21 protein-coding genes are annotated in these 22,459 nt (G+C 54.3%); 14 read left to right on the top strand and 7 right to left on the bottom strand.

Annotated features, from left to right (window positions below):
- Positions 1–264: 264 nt before the first annotated feature.
- The 4 genes from osmY to SK34_RS19615 all read left to right on the top strand — a co-directional run bounded on the left by osmY (position 265) and on the right by SK34_RS19615 (position 3,139).
- On the top strand, positions 265–882 hold the full coding sequence (osmY, locus tag SK34_RS19625; protein WP_048216855.1) for a molecular chaperone OsmY: 618 nt from the start codon (positions 265–267) through the stop codon (positions 880–882).
- Positions 883–1,009: 127 nt separating this feature from the next.
- Positions 1,010–1,171: a DUF1328 domain-containing protein gene (locus SK34_RS24245; protein ID WP_003019081.1), complete on the top strand. Its 162-nt coding sequence runs from the start codon at positions 1,010–1,012 to the stop codon at positions 1,169–1,171.
- 121 nt (positions 1,172–1,292) lie between these two features.
- Entirely contained in the window at positions 1,293–2,366 is a 1,074-nt protein-coding gene (locus SK34_RS19620) for a patatin-like phospholipase family protein (RefSeq protein WP_003837277.1), read from the top strand.
- Positions 2,363–3,139 (top strand): metal-dependent hydrolase, encoded by a 777-nt coding sequence (locus SK34_RS19615; RefSeq protein WP_048233950.1) that lies wholly within the window; start codon positions 2,363–2,365, stop codon positions 3,137–3,139. The genes SK34_RS19620 and SK34_RS19615 overlap by 4 nt, the downstream gene beginning before the upstream one ends.
- A 36-nt stretch (positions 3,140–3,175) precedes the next feature.
- Here the strand turns inward: SK34_RS19615 and SK34_RS19610 are convergent, their stop codons facing one another.
- A complete protein-coding gene (locus tag SK34_RS19610) occupies positions 3,176–4,045 on the bottom strand; it encodes a YjjW family glycine radical enzyme activase (RefSeq protein ID WP_048233949.1) in 870 nt (289 codons plus the stop codon).
- Positions 4,017–5,567, bottom strand: a complete 1,551-nt coding sequence (locus tag SK34_RS19605; RefSeq protein ID WP_048233947.1) for a YjjI family glycine radical enzyme — start codon at positions 5,565–5,567, stop codon at positions 4,017–4,019. The genes SK34_RS19610 and SK34_RS19605 overlap by 29 nt, the downstream gene beginning before the upstream one ends.
- A 261-nt stretch (positions 5,568–5,828) precedes the next feature.
- Between SK34_RS19605 and deoC the strand changes: the two genes are divergently transcribed.
- The 4 genes from deoC (at position 5,829) to deoD (ending at position 10,141) form a co-directional block, all read left to right on the top strand.
- Complete coding sequence (gene deoC / locus SK34_RS19600) at positions 5,829–6,608, top strand: deoxyribose-phosphate aldolase (RefSeq protein WP_003019042.1); 780 nt, start codon at positions 5,829–5,831, stop codon at positions 6,606–6,608.
- A 112-nt stretch (positions 6,609–6,720) separates the two neighbouring features.
- A complete protein-coding gene (deoA, locus tag SK34_RS19595; RefSeq protein ID WP_003019040.1) occupies positions 6,721–8,043 on the top strand; it encodes a thymidine phosphorylase in 1,323 nt (440 codons plus the stop codon).
- A gap of 51 nt (positions 8,044–8,094) precedes the next feature.
- Positions 8,095–9,318 carry a phosphopentomutase gene (deoB, locus tag SK34_RS19590; RefSeq protein WP_003019037.1) on the top strand — a complete coding sequence of 408 codons (1,224 nt, stop codon included), beginning with the start codon at positions 8,095–8,097 and terminating at the stop codon, positions 9,316–9,318.
- Between the two features lie 103 nt (positions 9,319–9,421).
- Positions 9,422–10,141: a purine-nucleoside phosphorylase gene (gene deoD / locus SK34_RS19585; RefSeq protein ID WP_000224864.1), complete on the top strand. Its 720-nt coding sequence runs from the start codon at positions 9,422–9,424 to the stop codon at positions 10,139–10,141.
- A 150-nt stretch (positions 10,142–10,291) separates the two neighbouring features.
- On the opposite strand, the gene lplA is transcribed toward deoD, so the two are convergent.
- Together lplA and SK34_RS19575 are read right to left on the bottom strand one after the other, a co-directional pair.
- The gene (gene lplA / locus SK34_RS19580) at positions 10,292–11,308 is read right to left on the bottom strand and encodes a lipoate--protein ligase (protein ID WP_003845628.1); all 1,017 of its coding nucleotides are present in this window, start codon (positions 11,306–11,308) and stop codon (positions 10,292–10,294) included.
- Positions 11,309–11,345: 37 nt separating this feature from the next.
- The gene (locus SK34_RS19575; RefSeq protein ID WP_003837287.1) at positions 11,346–11,987 is read right to left on the bottom strand and encodes a YtjB family periplasmic protein; all 642 of its coding nucleotides are present in this window, start codon (positions 11,985–11,987) and stop codon (positions 11,346–11,348) included.
- 115 nt (positions 11,988–12,102) lie between these two features.
- Here SK34_RS19575 and serB point away from each other — a divergent pair, with 115 nt between their 5' ends.
- The 3 genes from serB to nadR all read left to right on the top strand — a co-directional run bounded on the left by serB (position 12,103) and on the right by nadR (position 15,783).
- The gene (serB, locus tag SK34_RS19570) at positions 12,103–13,071 is read left to right on the top strand and encodes a phosphoserine phosphatase (RefSeq protein ID WP_003019027.1); all 969 of its coding nucleotides are present in this window, start codon (positions 12,103–12,105) and stop codon (positions 13,069–13,071) included.
- Positions 13,072–13,082: 11 nt separating this feature from the next.
- A complete protein-coding gene (gene radA / locus SK34_RS19565; RefSeq protein WP_001728171.1) occupies positions 13,083–14,465 on the top strand; it encodes a DNA repair protein RadA in 1,383 nt (460 codons plus the stop codon).
- Positions 14,466–14,553: 88 nt separating this feature from the next.
- The gene (gene nadR / locus SK34_RS19560; protein ID WP_003019021.1) at positions 14,554–15,783 is read left to right on the top strand and encodes a multifunctional transcriptional regulator/nicotinamide-nucleotide adenylyltransferase/ribosylnicotinamide kinase NadR; all 1,230 of its coding nucleotides are present in this window, start codon (positions 14,554–14,556) and stop codon (positions 15,781–15,783) included.
- A gap of 99 nt (positions 15,784–15,882) precedes the next feature.
- On the opposite strand, the gene ettA is transcribed toward nadR, so the two are convergent.
- A complete protein-coding gene (gene ettA / locus SK34_RS19555; RefSeq protein WP_003845630.1) occupies positions 15,883–17,550 on the bottom strand; it encodes an energy-dependent translational throttle protein EttA in 1,668 nt (555 codons plus the stop codon).
- A gap of 331 nt (positions 17,551–17,881) precedes the next feature.
- On the opposite strand from ettA, the gene sltY reads away from it, so the two are divergent.
- Together sltY and trpR are read left to right on the top strand one after the other, a co-directional pair.
- A complete protein-coding gene (gene sltY, locus SK34_RS19550; RefSeq protein ID WP_003019016.1) occupies positions 17,882–19,819 on the top strand; it encodes a murein transglycosylase in 1,938 nt (645 codons plus the stop codon).
- An 89-nt stretch (positions 19,820–19,908) separates the two neighbouring features.
- Positions 19,909–20,235, top strand: coding sequence for a trp operon repressor (gene trpR / locus SK34_RS19545; RefSeq protein ID WP_003837292.1), 327 nt, complete (start codon positions 19,909–19,911; stop codon positions 20,233–20,235).
- Between the two features lie 55 nt (positions 20,236–20,290).
- Here trpR and yjjX read toward each other — a convergent pair whose 3' ends face one another.
- Positions 20,291–20,806 (bottom strand): inosine/xanthosine triphosphatase, encoded by a 516-nt coding sequence (yjjX, locus tag SK34_RS19540; RefSeq protein ID WP_003019009.1) that lies wholly within the window; start codon positions 20,804–20,806, stop codon positions 20,291–20,293.
- A gap of 52 nt (positions 20,807–20,858) precedes the next feature.
- Between yjjX and gpmB the strand changes: the two genes are divergently transcribed.
- A complete protein-coding gene (gene gpmB, locus SK34_RS19535; RefSeq protein WP_003019006.1) occupies positions 20,859–21,506 on the top strand; it encodes a 2,3-diphosphoglycerate-dependent phosphoglycerate mutase GpmB in 648 nt (215 codons plus the stop codon).
- Here gpmB and robA read toward each other — a convergent pair.
- The gene (robA, locus tag SK34_RS19530; protein WP_003837295.1) at positions 21,503–22,372 is read right to left on the bottom strand and encodes an MDR efflux pump AcrAB transcriptional activator RobA; all 870 of its coding nucleotides are present in this window, start codon (positions 22,370–22,372) and stop codon (positions 21,503–21,505) included. The genes gpmB and robA overlap by 4 nt on opposite strands.
- Positions 22,373–22,459 lie beyond the last annotated feature (87 nt).

The raw sequence follows: 22,459 nt of genomic DNA, 5'->3' as shown, positions 1-22,459 counted from the left end.
CTGTCTTTTAAATCCCTTGCGGAATGTTCTTAAAACCTCGCGTTTTTCTTTTGTTTGCCTGTTTTTTAGTCAACTCGGGCAGCGATCACGAAATCCTGAACTATATTTAACAATGTGATGACATAAATATCGGCGTTTAATGCTTTTTAGGCTGCCTGTTGCAGCTTCTATTGCTGATATTTATTCCACTTACAAAATTAGTTGCTGGTTCAGGCCGTGTAACGGCAGAGCCTGGCTTTTAGCAAAACATACAGGAATACATCGATGACAATGACAGGACTTAAGATTTCTAAAACGCTGCTGGCCGTGATGCTGACCTCCGCTGTTGCAACGGGTTCTGCTTATGCAGAAAACGCCACGATGGATAAAGCGCAATCCGGCGTCGAAAGTGCGGGGCAGAAAGTCGATAGCTCTATGAACAAAGTCGGTAATTTCATGGATGACAGCACCATCACCGCGAAAGTAAAAGCCGCGCTGGTGGACCACGATAGCATTAAGAGCACCGATATTTCCGTCAAGACCGATCAGAAAGTAGTAACGCTAAGCGGCTTTGTTGAAAGCCAGGCGCAGGCTGAAGAAGCGGTGAAAGTGGCGAAAGGCGTTGAGGGTGTGACCTCCGTTAGCGACAAACTGCACGTGCGTGATAGTAAAGAAACCTCCGTTAAAGGCTATGCGGGCGATACGGCAATCACCAGTGAAGTAAAAGCGAAGCTGCTGGCCGATGATATTGTCCCTTCACGCAAGGTGAAAGTTGAGACCACCGATGGCGTTGTGCAACTTTCAGGCTCTGTCGATTCACAAGCTCAAAGCGATCGCGCTGAGAGCATCGCCAAAGCGATTGATGGCGTGAAAAGCGTCAAAAACGATCTCAAAACTCACTAATTAGACTTAATTCGCCCTCCTGACGTTTGTCGGGAGGCGTATTGTGCACCACACTGAAAATATCGCCGATGGGTAGCCTGAGCGCTCATATCAAGCGGTGAAATTAACTATGGTAAAGGAGAAGCATATGTTTCGATGGGGCATCATATTTCTGGTTATCGCGTTAATTGCCGCTGCACTGGGTTTTGGTGGACTGGCGGGTACCGCTGCAGGCGCAGCGAAAATTGTTTTTGTGGTGGGTATCATTCTGTTTCTGGTCAGCCTGTTTACCGGGCGTAAACGACCCTAGTACGTAAACCGTAAAGATAACTTGCTACTGAGCCAGTCCAGCGGACTGGCTTTTACGGTTTTAGCTGCAGGCAATTTGCGTTACTTTGTTGTCCTATTACAAAAACAACAGGAAGGCAGAGGTGGGGCAGAGAATACCCGTCACGCTCGGTAATATCGCGCCGTTATCGTTACGTCCGTTTCAACCAGGCAGTATGGCGCTGGTGTGCGAGGGCGGGGGACAAAGAGGCATCTTCACCGCAGGCGTACTGGATGAATTCATGCGCGCGCAGTTCAATCCCTTTGATCTCTTCTACGGGACGTCCGCTGGTGCGCAAAACCTTTCAGCTTATCTCTGTAACCAGCCCGGTTACGGTCGTAAAGTCATCATGCGTTACACTACCCGACGTGAGTTTTTTGACCCGGTGCGCTTTGTGCGCGGGGGAAACTTAATCGATCTCGACTGGCTGGTGGATTCGACCTCGTCCCAAATGCCGCTGGCGATGGACAACGCTGAGCGCTTGTTTGCCGCGGGGAAAGCGTTTTATATGTGCGCCTGTCGGGGTGATGACTACACGCCGGGCTATTTTTCGCCGAACCGGCAAAACTGGCTCGATCTTATTCGTGCCTCCAGCGCGATTCCCGGGTTCTACCGCACAGGGGTTGTGCTGGACGGCGTGAATTACCTGGATGGGGGCGTCAGCGACGCCATTCCCGTGCAGGAAGCGGCGAAGCAGGGGGCGAAAACGCTGGTGGTTATCCGCACTGTGCCTTCGCAAATGTATTACACCCCGCAGTGGTTCAAGCGTATGGAACGCTGGCTGGGCGAAAGCAGCCTGCAACCACTGTTGAATCTGGTGCAGCACCATGAAGCCACCTATCGCGCGATTCAGAGCTTTATTGAGAAACCGCCGGGCAAGCTGCGTATCTTTGAGATCTACCCTCCCAAACCGCTCCATAGCATGGCGTTGGGAAGCCGTATTCCGGCCTTGCGGGAAGACTACAAAACCGGACGCCTGTGCGGTCGTTACTTCCTCGCTACCGTCGGCAAACTGCTGGGGAAAAACGTGCCGCTGCCTCGTCAGACGCCGAAGATTGTGGTGCCGGGACCGGTGGTGGTTCCTCCCGCGCCGGTGGCCAACGATGCCCACGCGCCGGTGGTGGCCAATGCGCCTCAGGCCAACGATACAACGTTTAATAATGAGGATTTGGCGTGAGTTATCGTTTTATCGATACGCACTGTCACTTTGATTTCCCGCCGTTTACCGGCGATGAACCTGCCAGCATTCAGCGCGCGGCGGAGGTTGGTGTACAGAGCATTATCGTTCCGGCCACCCAGGCGGCGAATTTTTCCCGTGTACTGGCGTTAGCGGAAAATTATCCTCCATTATTTGCCGCGCTTGGTCTACATCCCATTGTTATTGAACAACATAGTGATGACTGCCTGGACCAGTTGCAACAGGTGCTGGATAAGCGCCCACAAAAGCTGGTGGCGGTAGGTGAGATTGGATTGGATCTGTATCGCGACGTTCCGCAATTCGACAAGCAAGAGCGGGTGCTGGAAGCGCAACTTAAGCTGGCGAAGCGGTACGAACTGCCGGTGATCCTGCATTCGCGACGCACGCATGACAAGCTGGCGATGTACCTTAAACGCCATGCTTTGCCACGAACAGGCGTGGTGCATGGGTTTTCCGGGAGCGTGCAGCAGGCCGAACGCTTTGTGCAACTGGGATACAAAATTGGCGTGGGCGGCACCATTACCTATCCGCGTGCCAGTAAAACCCGCGAGGTAATGGCGCAGCTGCCACTGGAGTCGCTGTTGCTGGAAACCGACGCGCCGGATATGCCGCTCAACGGCTTTCAGGGGCAGCCTAATCGCCCGGAGCAGGTAGTCAGAGTCTTTGACGTCTTATGCGAACTGCGCCCGGAACCTGCGGACGTGATCGCTGACGCGCTGTATCGTAATACCACGGCGTTGTTTGATTTTTGAATTCCGGATGCGGCGCTATTGCATCGCATCCGGCCATCACAGGTACAGCGCCGGGAAAATCAAATTATCCACCCCGCGTTCGCGCAATCTTTGCGCCAGGTGTTCCACATCCTCCGGCGTGGCGCCCGGCCAGTCCTTCGCTTCGCCATACACCCCGTGCGCATGAAAGGCATTCAGCCGTACCGGCACGTCACCTGAACCTCTGATAAACGCCGCCAGCGCATCAATATGCTGTAGATAATCCACCTGACCAGGGATAGGGATAACCAGCAGGCGCAGTTCCGCAAGTTTCCCTTGCCCGGACAGAAAGGTAATGCTTTGTTTAATCAGCGTGTTATCGCGACCGGTCAACTGACGATGACACGTGCTGTCCCAGGCTTTTAAATCCAGCATTACGCCGTCGCACACCGGCAGCAGCTTCTGCCAGCCGGTTTCGCTCAGCATGCCATTGCTGTCGACCATACAGGTCAGGTATTGCAGTTGCGGATCGGTTTTGATCGCACGAAACAGCGCCACAATAAACGGTAGCTGGGTTGTCGCTTCGCCGCCGCTGACCGTAATTCCCTCAATAAACAGTGCTGCCTTGCGAATATGCTGCAGCACCTCATCAACGCTCATGGTCTGCGCCATCGGCGTGGCCTGCTGGGGGCACATATGAAGGCAGGTGTCACACTGCTGACACAAATCGGACTGCCACCACACTTTCCCCGCGCTCAGGCTCAGCGCCTCATGCGGGCAATGCAGCACACACTCCCCGCAGTCGTTGCAGCGTCCCATCGTCCACGGATTGTGGCAATTTTTACAGCGCAGATTACATCCCTGCAGAAACAGAGCCAGGCGACTGCCCGGCCCGTCGACGCAGGAGAAAGGGATAATCTTACTTACCGAAGCGCATCTGCTGTTCATGGCTAATCACGCGAGGTTGTCGTTCCAGAATGCGTGTATTACGCGCTGCTTCTTCGCCAAGCCAGGTGGTGTTGGTGCGAGAACCTTCGGCGCGATATTTTTCCAGATCCGACAGACGCACCATGTAACCCGTAACGCGAACCAGATCGTTGCCGCTCACGTTGGCGGTAAACTCACGCATCCCGGCTTTAAATGCGCCGAGGCACAGCTGCACCAGCGCCTGAGGATTGCGCTTGATGGTTTCATCCAGCGTGAGAATGTCGCTGATCCCGGCGTGATAAAACGCGTGATGTGGCGCGACGGTTTGCAGATGAGTGATCGGGTCTGGTTCATCGCCGTAAGGCAGGCGTGCACCCGGTGTGGTGCCGATGTCAGAACTGATCCCCGACTGTGCATGCAGCATCGCGCGCTGCTTCCAGCCATATTTCACCGGGGTGCTTTCGACAAACTCCGCCAATTGGGCGCTGATGCGATAGCCAAGCTGATTGGCGAACTCATCTTTTCCGTAGCGCGCATTTTGTCCCGCCTTATCGCACAGTAGATTCACCGCCTCCGCCAGACCATACATGCCGAACATAGGCACAAAACGTTCGGGATCAATCAACCCTTCCTGCACGAGGAAGCTATTCTCAAAGAAATGTGATTTTTCATAAAGGAATTCACATCGTGAATCAATGATGGCGATTTGCTGTTGGCAATAGTGCGGTAGGGTGCGCGTAAAGAAGTCATCGACAGAGGCGCTGCGCTCTGCGATGGCTTTCAGATTAAGCCTGACCAGCGTGCTACCACCCCCGGCGAGCGGCAAAGAGTTGTAACAGCTGACGACGCCATACTGACATTTTGTGAAAATTTTATCATTTTCAGGGCCATTGGAAATATGCGGCTTACTGCACTCGCAGATATTTTTCGCCACGCTGAGCAGCAGATCGTCAGGTGTGATTTGCGGGTCATAAATGAATGTCAGATTAGGCGAAACCTGCTTTAACTCTGCATCTGCGCGTAAAATTGCACGGGTAACTGGAGTATCGGCGGGGCCGATATTGGCATGCATAAACGCGTCTGGCAGGGTTCTGTCGAGATAACGCCAGAAACGTTTTATTCGAATATCGATCTCTTCTTGTGTTAGAATTCTAACATACGGTTGCAGCAGCGCATCGAGCTGGCCGAGATAAACCGGCATCGACGTCACTGACGGAACGTGGTGGTACAGGATGGTGAGTAAGGATAACGCATCATCAAGATCGCTGGCGCCTTCCAGCTCCAGCCACGATGAACCATTGGCCAGAAAACGCGCGTAATCGGGTAAAACGTAGCGCGGTTTGAACGGGGCATGACCTTCGTACATATCGCAGATTACCCCATCATCCAGCGCCTGACGTGCCTGTGCAGGTAGTTGCGGATAAGGCAGCGCGTTTTCAGCTTCCAGCGCCAGAAAGTGGCGTTTCTGCTCAGGGCTGAGCACCGGGCTGGTCACGATTTGTTGGCAACGCTGTTGCAGCGCGAGTTCGCTTGAAGTGGGCATCGTTGATTCCTTTTTGTCCCGAAGGTGTAACGCCATTGTAGAAAGCAACGCCGCCACAACCTTTGATCCGGATGCGCCTGATGCCACGGCATCCCTTTAGAAAAGGTAATTTATTTGAAGTAGATCTCATTAGAGTAATGCAAATCTGTATGTGGTTTTCATTAACTGTGATGTATATCGAAGTGTAATAGCGAGCGGATGTTAGAATACTAACAAACTCGCAAGGTGAAATTTTATACGGCGATGCCGTTGGAGAATGTTATGACCGATTTAACAGCAAGCAGCCTGCGTGCACTGAAACTGATGGACCTGACCACCCTGAATGACGACGACACCAATGAAAAAGTGATCGCGCTGTGTCATCAGGCGAAGACCCCGGTTGGCAACACTGCCGCAATCTGTATCTATCCGCGTTTCATCCCTATTGCGCGTAAGACTCTGAAAGAGCAGGGTACGCCGGATATCCGCATTGCAACCGTCACCAACTTCCCGCACGGCAACGACGACATCGAGATTGCGCTGGCGGAAACCCGCGCGGCGATCGCCTACGGTGCCGATGAAGTTGACGTGGTGTTCCCGTACCGTGCGCTGATCGCCGGTAACGAGCAGATTGGTTTTGATCTGGTTAAAGCTTGCAAAGACGCGTGTGCGGCGGCAAACGTGCTGCTGAAAGTGATCATCGAAACCGGTGAGCTGAAAGAAGAAGCACTGATTCGCAAAGCGTCTGAAATCTCCATCAAAGCCGGTGCTGATTTCATCAAAACGTCTACCGGTAAAGTGCCGGTCAATGCGACGCCGGAAAGCGCACGCATCATGATGGAAGTGATCCGTGACATGGGTGTTTCTAAAACTGTAGGTTTCAAACCGGCTGGCGGCGTGCGTACTGCAGAAGATGCACAGCAGTTCCTGGCGATTGCCGATGAACTGTTTGGCGCTGACTGGGCTGATTCTCGTCACTACCGTTTTGGCGCATCCAGCCTGCTGGCTAGCTTGCTGAAAGCGCTGGGTCACGGCGACGGCAAGAGCGCAAGCAGCTACTAAGCCCGTAGGCCGGATAAGGCGCAGCCGCCATCCGGCGTTAAGACGACTGCCGGGTGGCGCGTTGCTTACCCGGCTTACAACGGCCTTCTACTCTTTTCCCCTGGGGGTTACCGTGTTTCTCGCACAAGAAATTATTCGTAAAAAACGTGATGGTCATACGCTGAGCGATGAAGAAATTCGTTTCTTTATCAATGGCATTCGCGACAATACCATTTCTGAAGGGCAAATCGCCGCCCTGGCGATGACCATTTTTTTCCACGATATGACCATGCCTGAGCGTGTTTCGCTGACCATGGCAATGCGTGATTCAGGAACCGTGCTGGACTGGAAAAGCCTGCAGTTGAACGGCCCGATTGTGGATAAACACTCTACCGGCGGTGTAGGTGACGTAACGTCACTGATGTTAGGCCCGATGGTTGCTGCGTGCGGCGGCTATATTCCGATGATCTCCGGGCGTGGCCTGGGGCATACCGGCGGTACGCTCGATAAACTGGAAGCGATTCCTGGATTTGACATCTTCCCGGACGACGCGCGTTTCCGTGAAATTATTAAAGACGTGGGTGTGGCGATTATTGGGCAAACCAGCTCGCTCGCACCGGCGGATAAACGTTTTTATGCCACCCGCGATATTACCGCGACGGTGGATTCCATCCCGCTGATTACCGGTTCCATTCTGGCGAAAAAACTGGCGGAAGGGCTGGATGCGCTGGTGATGGATGTGAAAGTGGGCAGCGGTGCTTTTATGCCGACCTACGAGCTTTCTGAAGCCCTTGCTGAAGCGATTGTCGGCGTGGCAAACGGTGCGGGTGTACGTACCACCGCGCTGTTAACTGATATGAACCAGGTGTTGGCCTCCAGCGCAGGTAACGCGGTCGAAGTCCGCGAAGCGGTGCAGTTCCTGACCGGTGAATACCGCAATCCACGTCTGTTAGACGTCACCATGGCGCTGTGCGTGGAAATGCTGATCTCCGGCAACCTGGCGAAAGATGACGCCGAAGCCCGTGCGAAATTGCAGACGGTGCTGGATAACGGCAAAGCAGCAGAGATTTTTGGTCGCATGGTGGCGGCGCAAAAAGGCCCGACCGATTTCGTCGAAAATTATGCGAAGTACCTGCCGACGGCAATGCTCAGCAAAGCGGTATATGCTGATACCGAAGGCTTTGTCAGCGCGATGGATACCCGTGCGCTGGGAATGGCGGTTGTTTCCATGGGTGGCGGTCGTCGTCAGGCATCGGACACCATTGATTACAGCGTTGGCTTTAGCGATATGGCGCGTCTGGGCGACAGCGTAGACGGACAGCGCCCACTGGCGGTGATCCACGCCAAAGACGAAGCCAGCTGGCAGGAAGCGGCGAAAGCGGTCAAAGCGGCAATTAGCCTTGACGATAAAGCGCCAGAAATTACACCGACAGTCTATCGTCGTATTACCGAATAACTGTATACTGATCTGATCGCTTTTTTGCGGCGCAGATGTATGGAGAACAAGATGAAACGTGCATTTATTATGGTGCTGGACTCCTTTGGTATTGGTGCGACTGAAGATGCGGATCGCTTTGGCGACGTAGGTTCAGACACTATGGGACACATTGCAGAAGCCTGTGCGAAAGGTGAAGCTGACAATGGTCGCAAAGGTCCACTGAATCTGCCTAACCTGACCCGTCTGGGCCTGGTGAAAGCTCACGAAGGTTCTACTGGTAAAATTGCTGCTGGCATGGACGGCAACGCGGAAGTGATTGGTGCCTACGCATGGGCGCATGAACTTTCTTCCGGGAAAGACACGCCGTCTGGCCACTGGGAAATCGCGGGTGTTCCGGTTCTGTTTGACTGGGGATATTTCTCCGATCATGAAAACAGCTTCCCGCAAGAACTGCTGGATAAACTGGTAAAACGTGCCAACCTGCCGGGCTACCTCGGCAACTGCCACTCTTCTGGTACCGTGATCCTGGATCAACTGGGTGAAGAGCATATGAAAACCGGCAAGCCGATTTTCTATACCTCCGCTGACTCCGTGTTCCAGATTGCCTGCCACGAAGAGACTTTTGGCCTGGATAAGCTCTATGAGCTGTGCGAAATCGCCCGTGAAGAGCTGACCGAAGGTGGTTACAACATCGGTCGTGTTATCGCCCGTCCGTTTATCGGTGATAAAGCCGGTAACTTCCAGCGTACCGGTAACCGTCACGACCTGGCCGTTGAGCCGCCAGCACCGACCGTGTTGCAGAAACTGGTCGACGAGAAAGACGGTCACGTGGTTTCCGTCGGTAAAATCGCGGATATCTACGCTAACTGCGGCATCACCAAAAAAGTGAAAGCCACCGGTCTGGACGCGCTGTTCGACGCCACCATCAAAGAGATGAAAGAAGCCGGTGATAAGACCATTGTCTTCACCAACTTCGTTGATTTCGACTCTTCCTGGGGACATCGTCGCGATATCGCCGGTTATGCTGCGGGCCTGGAACTGTTCGACCGCCGTCTGCCTGAGCTGATGGAGCTGGTGGGTGAAGATGACATTCTGATCCTGACCGCTGACCACGGCTGCGACCCAAGCTGGACCGGCACTGACCATACCCGTGAACACATTCCGGTACTGGTTTACGGCCCGAAAGTGAAACCTGGTTCTTTAGGTCACCGTGAAACCTTCGCGGATATCGGTCAGACGCTGGCGAGCTACTTTGGTACGTCGCCGATGGACTACGGTAAAAATATGCTCTGATGCAATTGCCCGGTGGCGCTTTGCTTACCGGGCCTACGGTTTTGTAGGCCGGGTAAGGTGCAGCCGCCACCCGGCAAAAACAACAATATAAAAGGAACTGAAGATGGCAACTCCACATATTAATGCAGAAATGGGTGATTTCGCTGACGTTGTATTGATGCCGGGCGACCCGCTGCGTGCAAAGCATATTGCTGAAACTTTCCTCGAAGATGTTCGTGAAGTGAACAACGTTCGCGGCATGTTAGGCTTCACCGGTACTTACAAAGGCCGTAAGATTTCCGTAATGGGCCACGGTATGGGTATCCCGTCCTGCTCCATCTACACCAAAGAGCTGATCACCGACTTCGGCGTGAAGAAAATCATTCGCGTAGGCTCCTGCGGCGCTGTGCGTATGGACGTTAAACTGCGTGACGTGGTTATCGGTATGGGCGCTTGCACCGACTCCAAAGTTAACCGTATCCGTTTTAAAGATCATGACTTTGCAGCTATCGCTGACTTCGACATGGTGCGTAACGCAGTTGATGCGGCAAAAGCGCTGGGTGTAGACGCTCGTGTGGGCAACTTGTTCTCCGCTGACCTGTTCTACTCTCCGGACGGTGAAATGTTCGACGTGATGGAAAAATACGGCGTGCTGGGCGTGGAAATGGAAGCGGCGGGTATCTACGGCGTGGCGGCGGAATTCGGTGCGAAAGCGCTGACCATCTGCACCGTATCCGACCATATCCGTACCCACGAGCAGACCACTGCCGCTGAGCGTCAGACGACCTTCAACGACATGATCAAAATCGCACTGGAATCCGTTCTGCTGGGCGATAAAGAGTAAGTTTTGTTGTGGCCCGGAGGCGCTGCGCTGGCCGGGCCTACGGGAATGCCACTATTAATGCCTGATGGCGCTTCGCTTATCAGGCCTACGGGAGCGGTCTTGTAGGCCGGATAAGGCGCAGTCGCCATCCGGCAATTCGCTACTAATCGCTTAACGCACGGCCTTCGCTACCCAAGCAGCCAGCTCACGCAACTCGCTTTCCTGATCTGGATACTCCGCAAGCAGCGCTTCACAAGTCTGCTGTAAAATATCGGCGCGATACTGGCAGCCCTGTAGTCGTTCCGCCAGTACTTCCAGCGGCGCAGGATTGAGGCTATCGGTGTAGACTTGGGTGCGGGTAATCACGCCTTTTTCGACGTCGAAATGCAGCTCAACGCCGCCCCAGGTGAAACGTTCGTCCAGTAAATGTGAAAAAGCAGGCGCCTGGCCAAAATTCCACTCCCAACTGCTCTGGCGGGCAAATGTTTCGGCAAAATTGGGGAGATCCGGTGTGTTATCCGGGGAAATAATTTCTGCCTCCACGCGTTCGCCATAATGGGCGAAAAAGGCTTCCGTGATGGCCTGACAGACCTGTTGATGAGTGATGCCCGGTAACAGCTCGGTCAAATTCGCTACGCGCGAGCGAACCGAAGTGATGCCTTTGGCGGCAAGTTTCTTTTTATCGGGATTGAGATAGTTTGCCAGGCGGCTGAGATCGGCATTCAACAGCAGCGTGCCGTGGTGGAATCCGCGATCTTTCGTTTCCCGATAAGCAGAGCCGGAAACTTTGCGATCGCCGTCCGGCGTTTTCACCACCAGATCGTTACGCCCGGAGGCATCAGCTTCTACGCCCAGCGAATTCAGCGCATTGAGGACGATCGCGGTGGAGATGGTTTTGTCATATTCCGGCTTACCAGCCATAAAGGTAAAGCAGGTATTGCCTAAGTCATGGAACACCGCGCCGCCACCGCTGCTGCGCCTGGCGAGCCGCACGTTGTCTTCTTCCATGCGGCGTGTATTACACTCTTTCCACGGGTTTTGCGCCCGGCCAATTACCACCGTATCGGCGTTACGCCACAAGAACAGAACGCGCTGCGTGGCGGGCATCTGGCGAAAAATGCATTCTTCGACCGCGAGGTTAAACCACGGATCGTAAGAGTCTGAGATAAGCAGGCGTAGTGTTGTCATGGTTGATTTCCCTTCTGTTTTACAGTTTTTACAGCTTTTATTCTATCTTCTCGTTGTCTTCTTCCTGCACCGGTTTGTTGGCAGTGAGAAGGAAAGGAGATTGCTGCCAGCGGGTACGCTTACCTTGCAATAAGGTGCGGGTCAGCACTACACCGATTGCCAGTGACAGTAGCAGCATCAGGCGTAAGATGTTGGTGGTGTTATCCACCTGCTTGGCTTCAGTGGCAAGAGTGTGGGTATCCAGCGTCAGTCGCAGATAGCCCAGCGGACCATTTTTTCCCTGAATGGGTTCGACAATCTGCTGGTTAAAATAGCCCCCGGCTTTTTTGCCGTCGAGCGCCAGACGGTCACGAACATTGACGCTCTCACCGGTGCGCGTAATCAGGTCTCCCTGTTCGTCGTACACGCCTGCGTCCAGAATACGGCTACTCTCCGTCAACTGCGTGAGCACCGCCTTAATACGCTTTTCATCCGGCGTTTCAGTACGCATCAGCGGGGCGACGTTCAGCGAGACCTGACGGGCTAGCGTGCGGGCCAGCTCTTCGAGCTGCGGATTACGCTGCTGCTGGTGGCTTTGACTAAACCAGGAAGCCCCCTGCATCAGCGCGACGAGCAGCGCAAGGCAGGACAATACAATCACTGCACGATGAAGTCGGAATTTCAGTTTTGTGCGAGCCATATTCCACCTGCTGAAAATTTGAGACTTAATGTTGCCAGAAGCGCTGGTTACAGGGTAGCCTCATGCGTTATTTTCCCCTGATGATTCCGACCCGAACGATTTTACAGGAGCTTTAATGCCTAACATTACCTGGTGCGATCTACCTGAAGATGTCTCTCTGTGGCCAGGTCTGCCCCTCTCTTTAAGCGGTGATGAAGTGATGCCGCTGGATTACCACGCGGGCCGCAGTGGCTGGCTGCTGTACGGTCGTGGGCTGGATAAACAACGGTTAACGCAATACCAGAGTAAACTGGGCGCAGCGATGGTGATCGTGGCGGCGTGGTGCGTTGAGGATTATCAGGTAATTCGTCTGGCGGGCTCGTTAACGCCGCGTGCGGCAAAACTGGCGCATGACGCCAAACTGGATGTTGCGCCGCTGGGTAAAATTCCGCATCTGCGCACGCCGGGTTTGCTGGTGATGGACATGGATTCAACGGCTATCCAGATCGAATGCATTGATGAAATTGCTAAACTGGCCGGAACCGGCGAGATGGTTGCCGAAGTCACCGAACGCGCAATGCGCGGCGAGCTGGACTTTACCGCCAGCCTGCGCAGCCGCGTGGCGACGCTGAAGGGCGCTGATGCCAATATTCTGCACCAGGTGCGCGAAACATTGCCGCTAATGCCAGGCCTGACTCAGTTGGTGTTAAAACTGGAAACGCTTGGCTGGAAAGTGGCTATCGCTTCCGGCGGGTTTACTTTCTTTGCCGATTATCTGCGTAACAAGCTGCGCCTGACGGCAGCTGTGGCGAATGAGCTGGAGATCATGGACGGTAAATTTACTGGCAACGTGATCGGCGATATCGTCGATGCGCAGTACAAAGCCAGTACTCTGACCCGCCTGGCGCAAGAATATGAGATCCCGATGGCGCAGACGGTGGCGATCGGCGACGGTGCCAACGATCTGCCGATGATCAAAACGGCCGGGCTGGGCATTGCGTATCATGCGAAACCCAAAGTGAATGAAAAGACGGAGATTACTATCCGTCACGCTGACCTGATGGGCGTGTTCTGCATTCTCTCTGGCAGTATGAATCAGAAATAATGAGGTAAAACGTGGCAAAAGCTCCTAAACGCGCCTTTGTTTGTAATGAATGCGGGGCCGATTACCCGCGCTGGCAGGGGCAATGCAGCGCCTGTCAGGCCTGGAATACCATTACCGAGGTGCGCCTTGCCGCATCGCCAACGGTGGCGCGCAACGAGCGACTCAGCGGCTACGCCGGAAATGCGGGCGTTGCAAAAGTGCAGAAGCTCTCTGACATCAGCCTTGAGGAACTGCCGCGTTTTTCTACCGGATTTAAAGAGTTTGACCGCGTGCTCGGCGGTGGTGTGGTGCCCGGCAGCGCCATACTGATTGGCGGTAACCCTGGCGCGGGCAAATCAACGCTGCTGTTGCAAACGCTGTGCAGGCTCGCCGAGCAGATGAAAACCCTGTACGTCACCGGCGAAGAGTCGCTGCAACAGGTGGCGATGCGCGCGCATCGGCTTGGCCTGCCGACGGCGAACCTGAACATGCTGTCGGAAACCAGTATCGAACAAATTTGCCTGATTGCTGAAGAAGAACAGCCGAAGCTGATGGTGATCGACTCCATTCAGGTGATGCACATGGCGGATATTCAGTCTTCGCCGGGCAGCGTGGCGCAGGTGCGTGAAACCGCTGCTTACCTGACGCGCTTTGCTAAAACGCGCGGCGTGGCGATTGTGATGGTCGGCCACGTCACCAAAGATGGCTCGCTGGCCGGGCCGAAGGTACTGGAGCACTGTATTGACTGCTCGGTGTTGCTCGACGGCGACGCCGATTCCCGCTTCCGTACACTGCGTAGCCATAAAAACCGCTTTGGCGCGGTGAATGAGTTGGGCGTCTTTGCCATGACGGAACAGGGGCTACGTGAAGTCAGCAACCCGTCTGCTATTTTCTTAAGCCGTGGCGATGAAGTCACTTCCGGTAGTTCGGTGATGGTAGTCTGGGAAGGCACGCGCCCGCTGCTGGTCGAGATTCAGGCGCTGGTCGATCACTCAATGATGGCGAACCCGCGTCGCGTGGCGGTCGGTCTGGAACAGAACCGTCTGGCGATTCTACTGGCGGTGCTGCATCGTCACGGTGGCTTGCAGATGGCGGATCAGGACGTGTTCGTTAACGTAGTCGGCGGCGTAAAAGTCACCGAAACCAGCGCCGACCTGGCGTTGCTGCTGGCAATGGTCTCCAGCCTGCGCGACAGGCCACTGCCACAGGACTTAGTGGTCTTTGGCGAAGTGGGGTTGGCAGGCGAAATCCGTCCGGTACCCAGCGGGCAGGAGCGTATTTCGGAAGCGGCGAAACACGGTTTTCGCCGGGCGATTGTTCCTGCCGCTAACGTACCGAAAAAAGTACCGGAAGGGATGCAGGTCTTTGGCGTTAAGAAGCTTGCGGATGCGTTAAGCGTGTTTGACGACCTATAATCAAATACCCGTACGTACTGAATTTGTAGGCCTGATAAGCGATGCGCCATCAGGCAGTGTTACGCGATTTTTCCAGCAGGAGGCTCTTGTGTCATTTGATTATCTGAAAACCGCCATTAAGAAAAAGGGTTGTACCCTGCAACAGGTGGCAGATGCCAGTGGCATGACCAAGGGATATCTAAGCCAGCTTCTGAATGCCAAAATTAAAAGCCCCAGCGCGCAAAAGCTGGAGGCGTTGCACCGTTTTCTCGGACTGGAGTTTCCGCGCCAGCAGAAAAATATCGGTGTGGTATTTGGTAAGTTTTATCCGCTGCATACCGGCCATATCTACCTTATCCAGCGCGCCTGTAGTCAGGTTGATGAACTGCATATCATCATGGGCTATGACGACACGCGCGATCGCAGTCTGTTTGAAGACAGTGCCATGTCGCAACAGCCTACGGTGCCCGATCGTCTACGCTGGCTGCTGCAAACCTTTAAGTATCAGAAAAATATCCGTATTCATGCCTTCAACGAAGAGGGCATGGAGCCGTATCCACACGGTTGGGACGTGTGGAGCAACGGGATCAAAACGTTTATGCAGGAGAAAGGGATCCAGCCAAACTGGATTTACACCTCTGAAGAATCAGATGCCCCGCAGTATCTCGAACATCTGGGGATCGAAACCGTGCTGGTGGATCCCAAGCGGACGTTTATGAGCATCAGCGGCGGGCAAATCCGTGAAAACCCGTTTCGCTACTGGGAGTATATTCCGACCGAAGTGAAGCCATTTTTCGTGCGCACCGTGGCGATCCTCGGCGGGGAGTCGAGCGGTAAATCGACGCTGGTGAACAAGCTCGCCAACATCTTTAACACCACCAGTGCGTGGGAATATGGGCGTGATTACGTCTTCTCCCATTTGGGCGGCGATGAGATGGCGTTACAGTATTCTGATTACGATAAAATCGCCCTGGGACAAGCGCAATACATTGATTTTGCTGTTAAGTACGCCAATAAAGTGGCGTTCATCGACACCGATTTCGTGACCACTCAGGCTTTCTGCAAAAAGTATGAAGGGCGTGAACACCCGTTTGTGCAAGCGCTGATTGACGAGTATCGCTTCGACCTGGTTATCCTGCTGGAAAACAACACCCCGTGGGTAGCGGATGGCTTGCGCAGCCTTGGAAGTTCGGTTGACAGAAAAGCGTTTCAGACGCTGCTGGTCGAGATGTTGCAGGAAAACAATATCAATTTTGTGCACGTTCAGGAGCCTGACTACGACGGCCGCTTCCTGCGCTGCGTGGAGCTGGTGAAAGAGTTGATGGGCGAGCAGAGGTAGGTTTTAATGCCGGATGCGCTGCGCTTATCCGGCCTACAAGTCGCACTAACCTCGTAGGCCGGATGTGGCATGAGGCCGCCATCCGGCACTTAACGCTAATTACTTAGAAATACGCTTGTACTTAATACGCTTCGGCTCCAGCGCATCGGCGCCCAGCGTGCGTTTCTTGTACTCTTCGTATTCGGTAAAGTTACCTTCGAAGAACTCAACCTTACCCTCATCCTGATAATCCAGGATGTGGGTCGCGATACGGTCAAGGAACCAACGGTCGTGCGAGATAACCATCGCGCAACCCGGGAACTCCAGCAGGGCGTTTTCCAGCGCGCGCAGGGTTTCGATATCCAGGTCGTTGGTTGGTTCATCGAGCAGCAGCATGTTGCCGCCAACCTGCAGCAGCTTCGCCAGGTGCAGACGACCACGCTCACCGCCGGACAGCTCGCCGACGCGTTTACCCTGATCCACACCTTTGAAGTTGAAGCGGCCCACATAGGCACGGCTTGGCATTTCGGTGTTGCCGATCTTCATGATATCCAGCCCGCCGGACACTTCTTCCCACACGGTTTTGCTGTTATCCATTGCGTCACGGAACTGGTCAACGGAGGCCAGTTTGACGGTTTCACCCAGCGTGATGGTGCCGCTGTCAGGCTGTTCCTGGCCGGACATCATACGGAACAGGGTTGATTTACCCGCACCGTTCGGACCGATGATGCCGACGATAGCGCCTTTCGGTACCGAGAAGCTCAGGTCGTCGATCAGCACGCGATCGCCGTAAGATTTACGCAGATTAGTGACTTCAACGACTTTATCGCCCAGACGTGGTCCAGGTGGGATAAACAGTTCGTTGGTTTCGTTACGTTTCTGGTATTCGGTGTTATTCAGCTCTTCAAAGCGTGCCAGACGGGCTTTGCCCTTAGACTGACGGCCTTTCGCGCCCTGACGAACCCACTCCAGCTCTTTCTCAATGGATTTACGGCGAGCCGCTTCCTGAGAGGCTTCCTGGGCCAGACGCTGATCTTTCTGCTCCAGCCAGGAAGAGTAGTTACCTTCCCATGGAATACCTTCACCACGGTCCAGCTCCAGGATCCAGCCGGCAACGTTGTCGAGGAAGTAACGGTCGTGGGTAATTGCCACTACGGTACCTTCGAAGTCGTGCAGGAAGCGTTCCAGCCACGCGACGGATTCGGCGTCCAGGTGGTTAGTCGGTTCGTCGAGCAGCAGCATGTCTGGTTTTTCCAGCAGCAGGCGGCACAGCGCGACGCGGCGGCGTTCACCACCGGAAAGATTTTCAATTTTGGCATCCCAGTCCGGCAGACGCAGAGCGTCAGCGGCACGCTCAAGCTGCACGTTCAGGTTATGACCGTCGTGCGCCTGAATGATCTCTTCAAACTTGCCCTGTTGCGCGGCCAGCTTATCGAAGTCAGCGTCCGGTTCGGCGTACTTGGCGTACACTTCATCCAGACCTTTCAGCGCGTTAACCACTTCGGCAACCGCTTCTTCCACGGATTCACGAACGGTATGTTCCGGGTTCAGTTTTGGTTCCTGCGGCAGGTAACCGATTTTAATGCCTGGCTGCGGGCGAGCTTCACCTTCAATTTCGGTATCAATGCCAGCCATGATGCGCAGCAGGGTAGATTTACCCGCGCCGTTCAGACCGAGAACACCGATTTTGGCGCCAGGGAAGAAGCTCAGTGAGATGTTTTTAAGAATATGACGTTTCGGCGGAACGACCTTGCCGACACGATGCATGGTATAAACGAATTGGGCCACGTTGGACTCGCCTCTATGTTTATCCCGTCATACTTCAAGCCGCAGATGCGTTGGCTGTGTCGTTCACCCCAGTCACGTACTTTTGTACGCTCAGGGGATTCACTTCCTCGCCGCCTTGCTGCAACTTGAATTATTTAGGGCTAATTATTGGTAAATAGTTATCAAAGGCGAAGTGTAGCCTTTTTCATTGTCCAATCCCAGCCAGCAGATCCCACTCGCAACAAAAGTAAAAAAGTGTCCGTGACGTGGCGCATTCTGCAATGTCTGGTTAGCATGAATGAATTAAGCGGCATGATGCTGCACAGACGTAACATGAGAAGAGGAAGAGCTTGTGGACAAAGCCAAACAATTTACCTGGCGCCTGCTGGCTGCCAGCGTATGTCTGCTGACGGTCAGTCAAGTAGCGCGAGCGGATTCCCTGGATGAGCAGCGCAATCGCTATGCGCAAATTAAGCAGGCCTGGGATAACCGACAGATGGATGTCGTAGAGCAGATGATGCCTGGCCTGAAGAACTATCCTCTGTATCCTTATCTGGAATATCGCCAGATCACTGACGATCTGATGAATCAGCCCACCATTACCGTCACCAATTTTGTGCGCGCCAACCCGACGCTGCCCCCGGCGCGTACTCTGCAATCTCGTTTCGTGAATGAACTGGCGCGCCGCGAAGACTGGCGTGGGCTGCTGGCGTTCAGTCCGGAAAAACCGGGCACCACCGAAGCGCAATGTAACTATTACTTCGCGAAATGGAGTACCGGGCAAACTGAAGAAGCCTGGCAGGGGGCGAAAGAACTGTGGCTGAGCGGAAAAAGTCAGCCGAACGCCTGTGACAAATTATTCGGCGTATGGCGTGCCTCAGGCACTCAGGATCCGCTGGCGTATCTGGAACGTATTCGTCTGGCGATGAAAGCCGGGAATACCGGACTGGTCACGGCGTTGGCCGGACAGATGCCCGCGCAATACCAAACCATTGCTTCAGCGATCATCGCGCTGGCCAACGATCCGAATTCGGTAATGACCTTTGCTCGCACCACCGGCGCAACGGATTTCACCCGACAGATGGCGGCGGTCGCCTTTGCCAGCGTGGCGCGTCAGGATGTGGAGAATGCCCGCCTGATGATCCCTTCCCTGGTGCAGGCGCAACAGCTTAATGACGAGCAAACCCAGGAGCTGCGCGACATTGTCGCCTGGCGTCTGATGGGCAATGACGTTACCGACGAGCAGGCCAAATGGCGTGATGATGCGATTATGCGCTCCAACTCCACCTCGCTTGTGGAGCGCCGGGTGCGCATGGCGCTGGGAACCGGCGATCGTCGTGGCCTGAATACCTGGCTGGCGCGTCTGCCAATGGAAGCCAAAGAAAAAGATGAGTGGCGCTACTGGCAAGCGGATCTGCTGCTGGAGCGCGGACGCGATGCGGAAGCCAAAGAGATCCTGCACCAACTCATGCAGCAGCGCGGTTTCTATCCGATGGTGGCGGCACAGCGCCTGGGCGAAGAGTACGAGCTGAAAGTGGATAAAGCACCAGCGAACGTTGATTCTGCGCTGACTCAGGGCCCGGAAATGGCACGCGTACGCGAGCTAATGTACTGGAACATGGATAATACTGCGCGCAGTGAATGGGCTAATCTGGTCACCAGCCGTACCAAGTCCGAGCAGGCTCAGTTGGCGCGTTACGCGTTCAATAATCACTGGTGGGATCTAAGCGTTCAGGCGACGATCGCCGGAAAACTGTGGGATCATCTGGAAGAGCGCTTCCCATTGGCCTATAAAGATCTTTTTACCCGTTACACCAGCGGCAAGGATATTCAGCCAAGCTATGCGATGGCGATAGCGCGTCAGGAAAGCGCCTGGAACCCGAAAGTGAAATCACCGGTTGGCGCAAGCGGGCTGATGCAGATTATGCCGGGTACGGCGACGCATACGGTGAAAATGTTCTCGATTCCAGGTTACAGCAGTCCGAGCCAGCTATTGGATCCTGATACCAACATCAACATCGGAACCAGCTATTTGCAGTACGTGTATCAGCAATTTGGCAATAACCGCATCTTTGCGTCAGCAGCCTATAACGCCGGTCCGGGACGCGTTCGCACCTGGCTTGGCAATAGCGCTGGCCGCATTGATGCCGTCGCGTTTGTCGAGAGCATTCCATTCTCAGAGACGCGTGGTTATGTGAAGAACGTGCTGGCTTACGATGCGTACTATCGCTATTTCCTCGGTGATAAACCGGAGTTGATGAGCGACGCAGAATGGCAACGTCGTTACTGATCGTGTCGATTGTGTTATGCTATCGTACTCGTTAAAGAGTACAAAAGGGGGAGGCAAGCACGCTTCCCCCGCAACGATGGCGATATCTTATGACTCAGCAATCACCCTATTCAGCAGAGATGGCAGAACAACGTCACCAGGAGTGGTTACGTTTTGTCGATCTGCTTAAACACGCCTACGAACAAGATTTACACCTGCCACTGCTCAATTTGATGTTAACGCCGGATGAGCGTGAAGCGTTGGGCACGCGTGTGCGTATCATTGAAGAGCTGCTGCGCGGTGAGATGAGCCAGCGTGAGCTTAAAAACGAGCTCGGGGCGGGGATTGCTACTATTACGCGAGGGTCGAACAGCCTCAAATCCGCACCGGTGGATCTGCGTCAGTGGCTGGAACAGGTGTTGCTCGGGAAAAATTGATCCGCCGGATGTGGCTTTGCCTTATCCGGCCTACGATTGAACAACCGGCACAATGCTATAAATATACCGCGTTATGAAACGGGCTGAGCGCCAGAATCACCGCCTGGTGGTAGACGCTCGAGCGCGTCAGCTTACCCGCGGTAAAGACGCCGATTGCGCCCTCTTTACGGCCAATCTCATCAATACCTGTATAGTCCGACATCACCGGGCCGAGTGCTTCACCTTTGCGGACTCTGTCGAGAATGACAGTAGGCAATGGCAGCGTGGCTGAACGGGCTTCACCGCGCTGGATGCCGTTATCAATCACCACCCAACTGAAGGTGGCATCGTCGTCAATTCCTGCTTCAATGGCGACCCAGAAATCAGCCTGTGGGTGCTGGCGGCGAGCGTTATCAACGCGATTTCGTGCGCCAGTGCGCGTTTCCTGGTTTCCGAAAGGTTGTTCCGGCACGCCACTCTCGACGGCGACGGGTTCAATATGGCAGGATCCTTCCCCGAAAATCTCTTCAAATGCCCGCAGAATTGCCTGAATTTTGGCAGGATTGGTGGTCGCAGAGATAACCTTGTGCATAATTAAGCTCAGTTTGAAAATTCATCGCATCGCAGTATAACGGAAAAAAAGCATGTTACAGGTATACCTTGTTCGCCATGGCGAAACGCAGTGGAACGCCGAGCGACGTATTCAAGGCCAGTCAGACAGCCCACTAACCGCTAAAGGTGAACAGCAAGCCATGCAGGTGGGTGAACGCGCTCGCTCGTTTGGTATTACGCATGTCATCAGTAGCGATCTTGGTCGTACACGACGCACTGCAGAAATCATCGCCCAGGCCTGTGGCTGTGATATCACCTATGACTCCCGTCTGCGCGAGCTAAATATGGGTGTGCTGGAAAAACGTCACATCGATACGCTGACGCCGGAGGAAGAGGGCTGGCGTCGCCAGTTGGTGAACGGTACGGTGGATGGTCGTATCCCGGAAGGGGAATCGATGCAGGAATTGAGCGATCGCGTCAACGCAGCGCTGGCATCCTGTCTGGAATTGCCGCCGGGAAGTCGTCCGCTGCTGGTCAGTCACGGTATCGCGCTGGGTTGCCTGGTGAGTACAATTCTTGGATTACCGGCATGGGCTGAACGTCGCTTGCGTCTGCGCAACTGTTCTATTTCTCGCGTTGATTACCAGGAAAGCTTATGGCTGGCGCCGGGATGGGTCGTTGAAACGGCAGGGGACATCTCACATCTGGACGCCCCTGCGTTGGATGAACTACAGCGCTAGCGGCGAATCGGAATCAGGAATTCGCAGCGCAGGTTGATCGGGCGATCCCCCGCTTTGGCATCTTCTGCCGGGTAGTATCGCTCGATATCCTGTCCTTTACGGCGCGTCAGGTTCAGCATTGGCATGCATGTGCCGTAAACCGTCAGGATAAACTCTTGCACGCCGGTTCCCAGCCCTTCGTAGGTAAACATCACGTACTCGCCACCCTGTAACAGGATAGGCTGCGCCGACGGCACATAGCCATTGGCCTGTTCCGGCGTCAGTGCAGTGGTGTAAAACACTTCCTGCTCGTCATCTTTTTCAATGCTCGGACGTGTTTCGTTAAGCCCGTACAGGACTGGCGGGATCGCAGGAGCCTGACTGAGGAAGTCGCGCCAGAACTGAATACGCATTTCATGACGGAAATCTGAAATCTGTTCCAGCGAGCAGGAATAGCTTTGCGTGGTGCCGAGTAGTTGCGTATCTTCCAGGGTGACAAACTCGTGCGCAGGCATCGCAAATTCACCCAGGCGCATTGGCGGGCGAATACCAAACGCACTCCATTCCGGGGAGCGACGATACAGCGCAGGCGTTTGGGAAAACTGTTTCTTGAACGCGCGAGTAAAGGTTTGTTGAGAGTCGAAGCGATATTGCAGCGCAATATCCAAAATTGGGCGCGCAGTCAGGCGCAGCGCCACTGCAGATTTCGATAAACGACGGGCGCGGATATAGGCGCCAATAGCATGGCCCGTCACGTCCTTAAACATTCTCTGCAGGTGCCACTTGGAATAGCCCGCTTTTGCCGCCACATTGTCAAGCGACAAAGGCTGATCCAGATGACCTTCCAGCCAGATTAATAGGTCGCGAATAATGCCAGCCTGATCCATAAAATATCCTCATCCTTTCAACAACGAGTACCTGACGTCAGGTATGAGGATAATAGCATTTTTTGCTGTTTTAGCATTCAGTGTTTT

This window comes from Citrobacter sp. MGH104 (genome assembly GCF_001034485.1).
In the GTDB taxonomy this organism is placed as follows: Bacteria; Pseudomonadota; Gammaproteobacteria; order Enterobacterales; family Enterobacteriaceae; genus Citrobacter; species Citrobacter freundii.
Note: the sequence above shows the minus strand (reverse complement) of the source record. Positions and strands in the feature narration are given on the sequence as shown.

Coding starts and splice junctions, on each gene's coding strand:
- robA (WP_003837295.1), bottom strand. CDS start 22,372: ATGGATCAGGCTGGCATTATTCGCGACCTATTAATCTGGCTGGAAGGT.
- deoB (WP_003019037.1), top strand. CDS start 8,095: ATGAAACGTGCATTTATTATGGTGCTGGACTCCTTTGGTATTGGTGCG.
- serB (WP_003019027.1), top strand. CDS start 12,103: ATGCCTAACATTACCTGGTGCGATCTACCTGAAGATGTCTCTCTGTGG.
- SK34_RS24245 (WP_003019081.1), top strand. CDS start 1,010: ATGTTTCGATGGGGCATCATATTTCTGGTTATCGCGTTAATTGCCGCT.
- osmY (WP_048216855.1), top strand. CDS start 265: ATGACAATGACAGGACTTAAGATTTCTAAAACGCTGCTGGCCGTGATG.
- gpmB (WP_003019006.1), top strand. CDS start 20,859: ATGTTACAGGTATACCTTGTTCGCCATGGCGAAACGCAGTGGAACGCC.
- yjjX (WP_003019009.1), bottom strand. CDS start 20,806: ATGCACAAGGTTATCTCTGCGACCACCAATCCTGCCAAAATTCAGGCA.
- SK34_RS19605 (WP_048233947.1), bottom strand. CDS start 5,567: ATGCCCACTTCAAGCGAACTCGCGCTGCAACAGCGTTGCCAACAAATC.
- deoC (WP_003019042.1), top strand. CDS start 5,829: ATGACCGATTTAACAGCAAGCAGCCTGCGTGCACTGAAACTGATGGAC.
- SK34_RS19575 (WP_003837287.1), bottom strand. CDS start 11,987: ATGGCTCGCACAAAACTGAAATTCCGACTTCATCGTGCAGTGATTGTA.
- lplA (WP_003845628.1), bottom strand. CDS start 11,308: ATGACAACACTACGCCTGCTTATCTCAGACTCTTACGATCCGTGGTTT.
- trpR (WP_003837292.1), top strand. CDS start 19,909: ATGACTCAGCAATCACCCTATTCAGCAGAGATGGCAGAACAACGTCAC.
- SK34_RS19610 (WP_048233949.1), bottom strand. CDS start 4,045: ATGAACAGCAGATGCGCTTCGGTAAGTAAGATTATCCCTTTCTCCTGC.
- deoD (WP_000224864.1), top strand. CDS start 9,422: ATGGCAACTCCACATATTAATGCAGAAATGGGTGATTTCGCTGACGTT.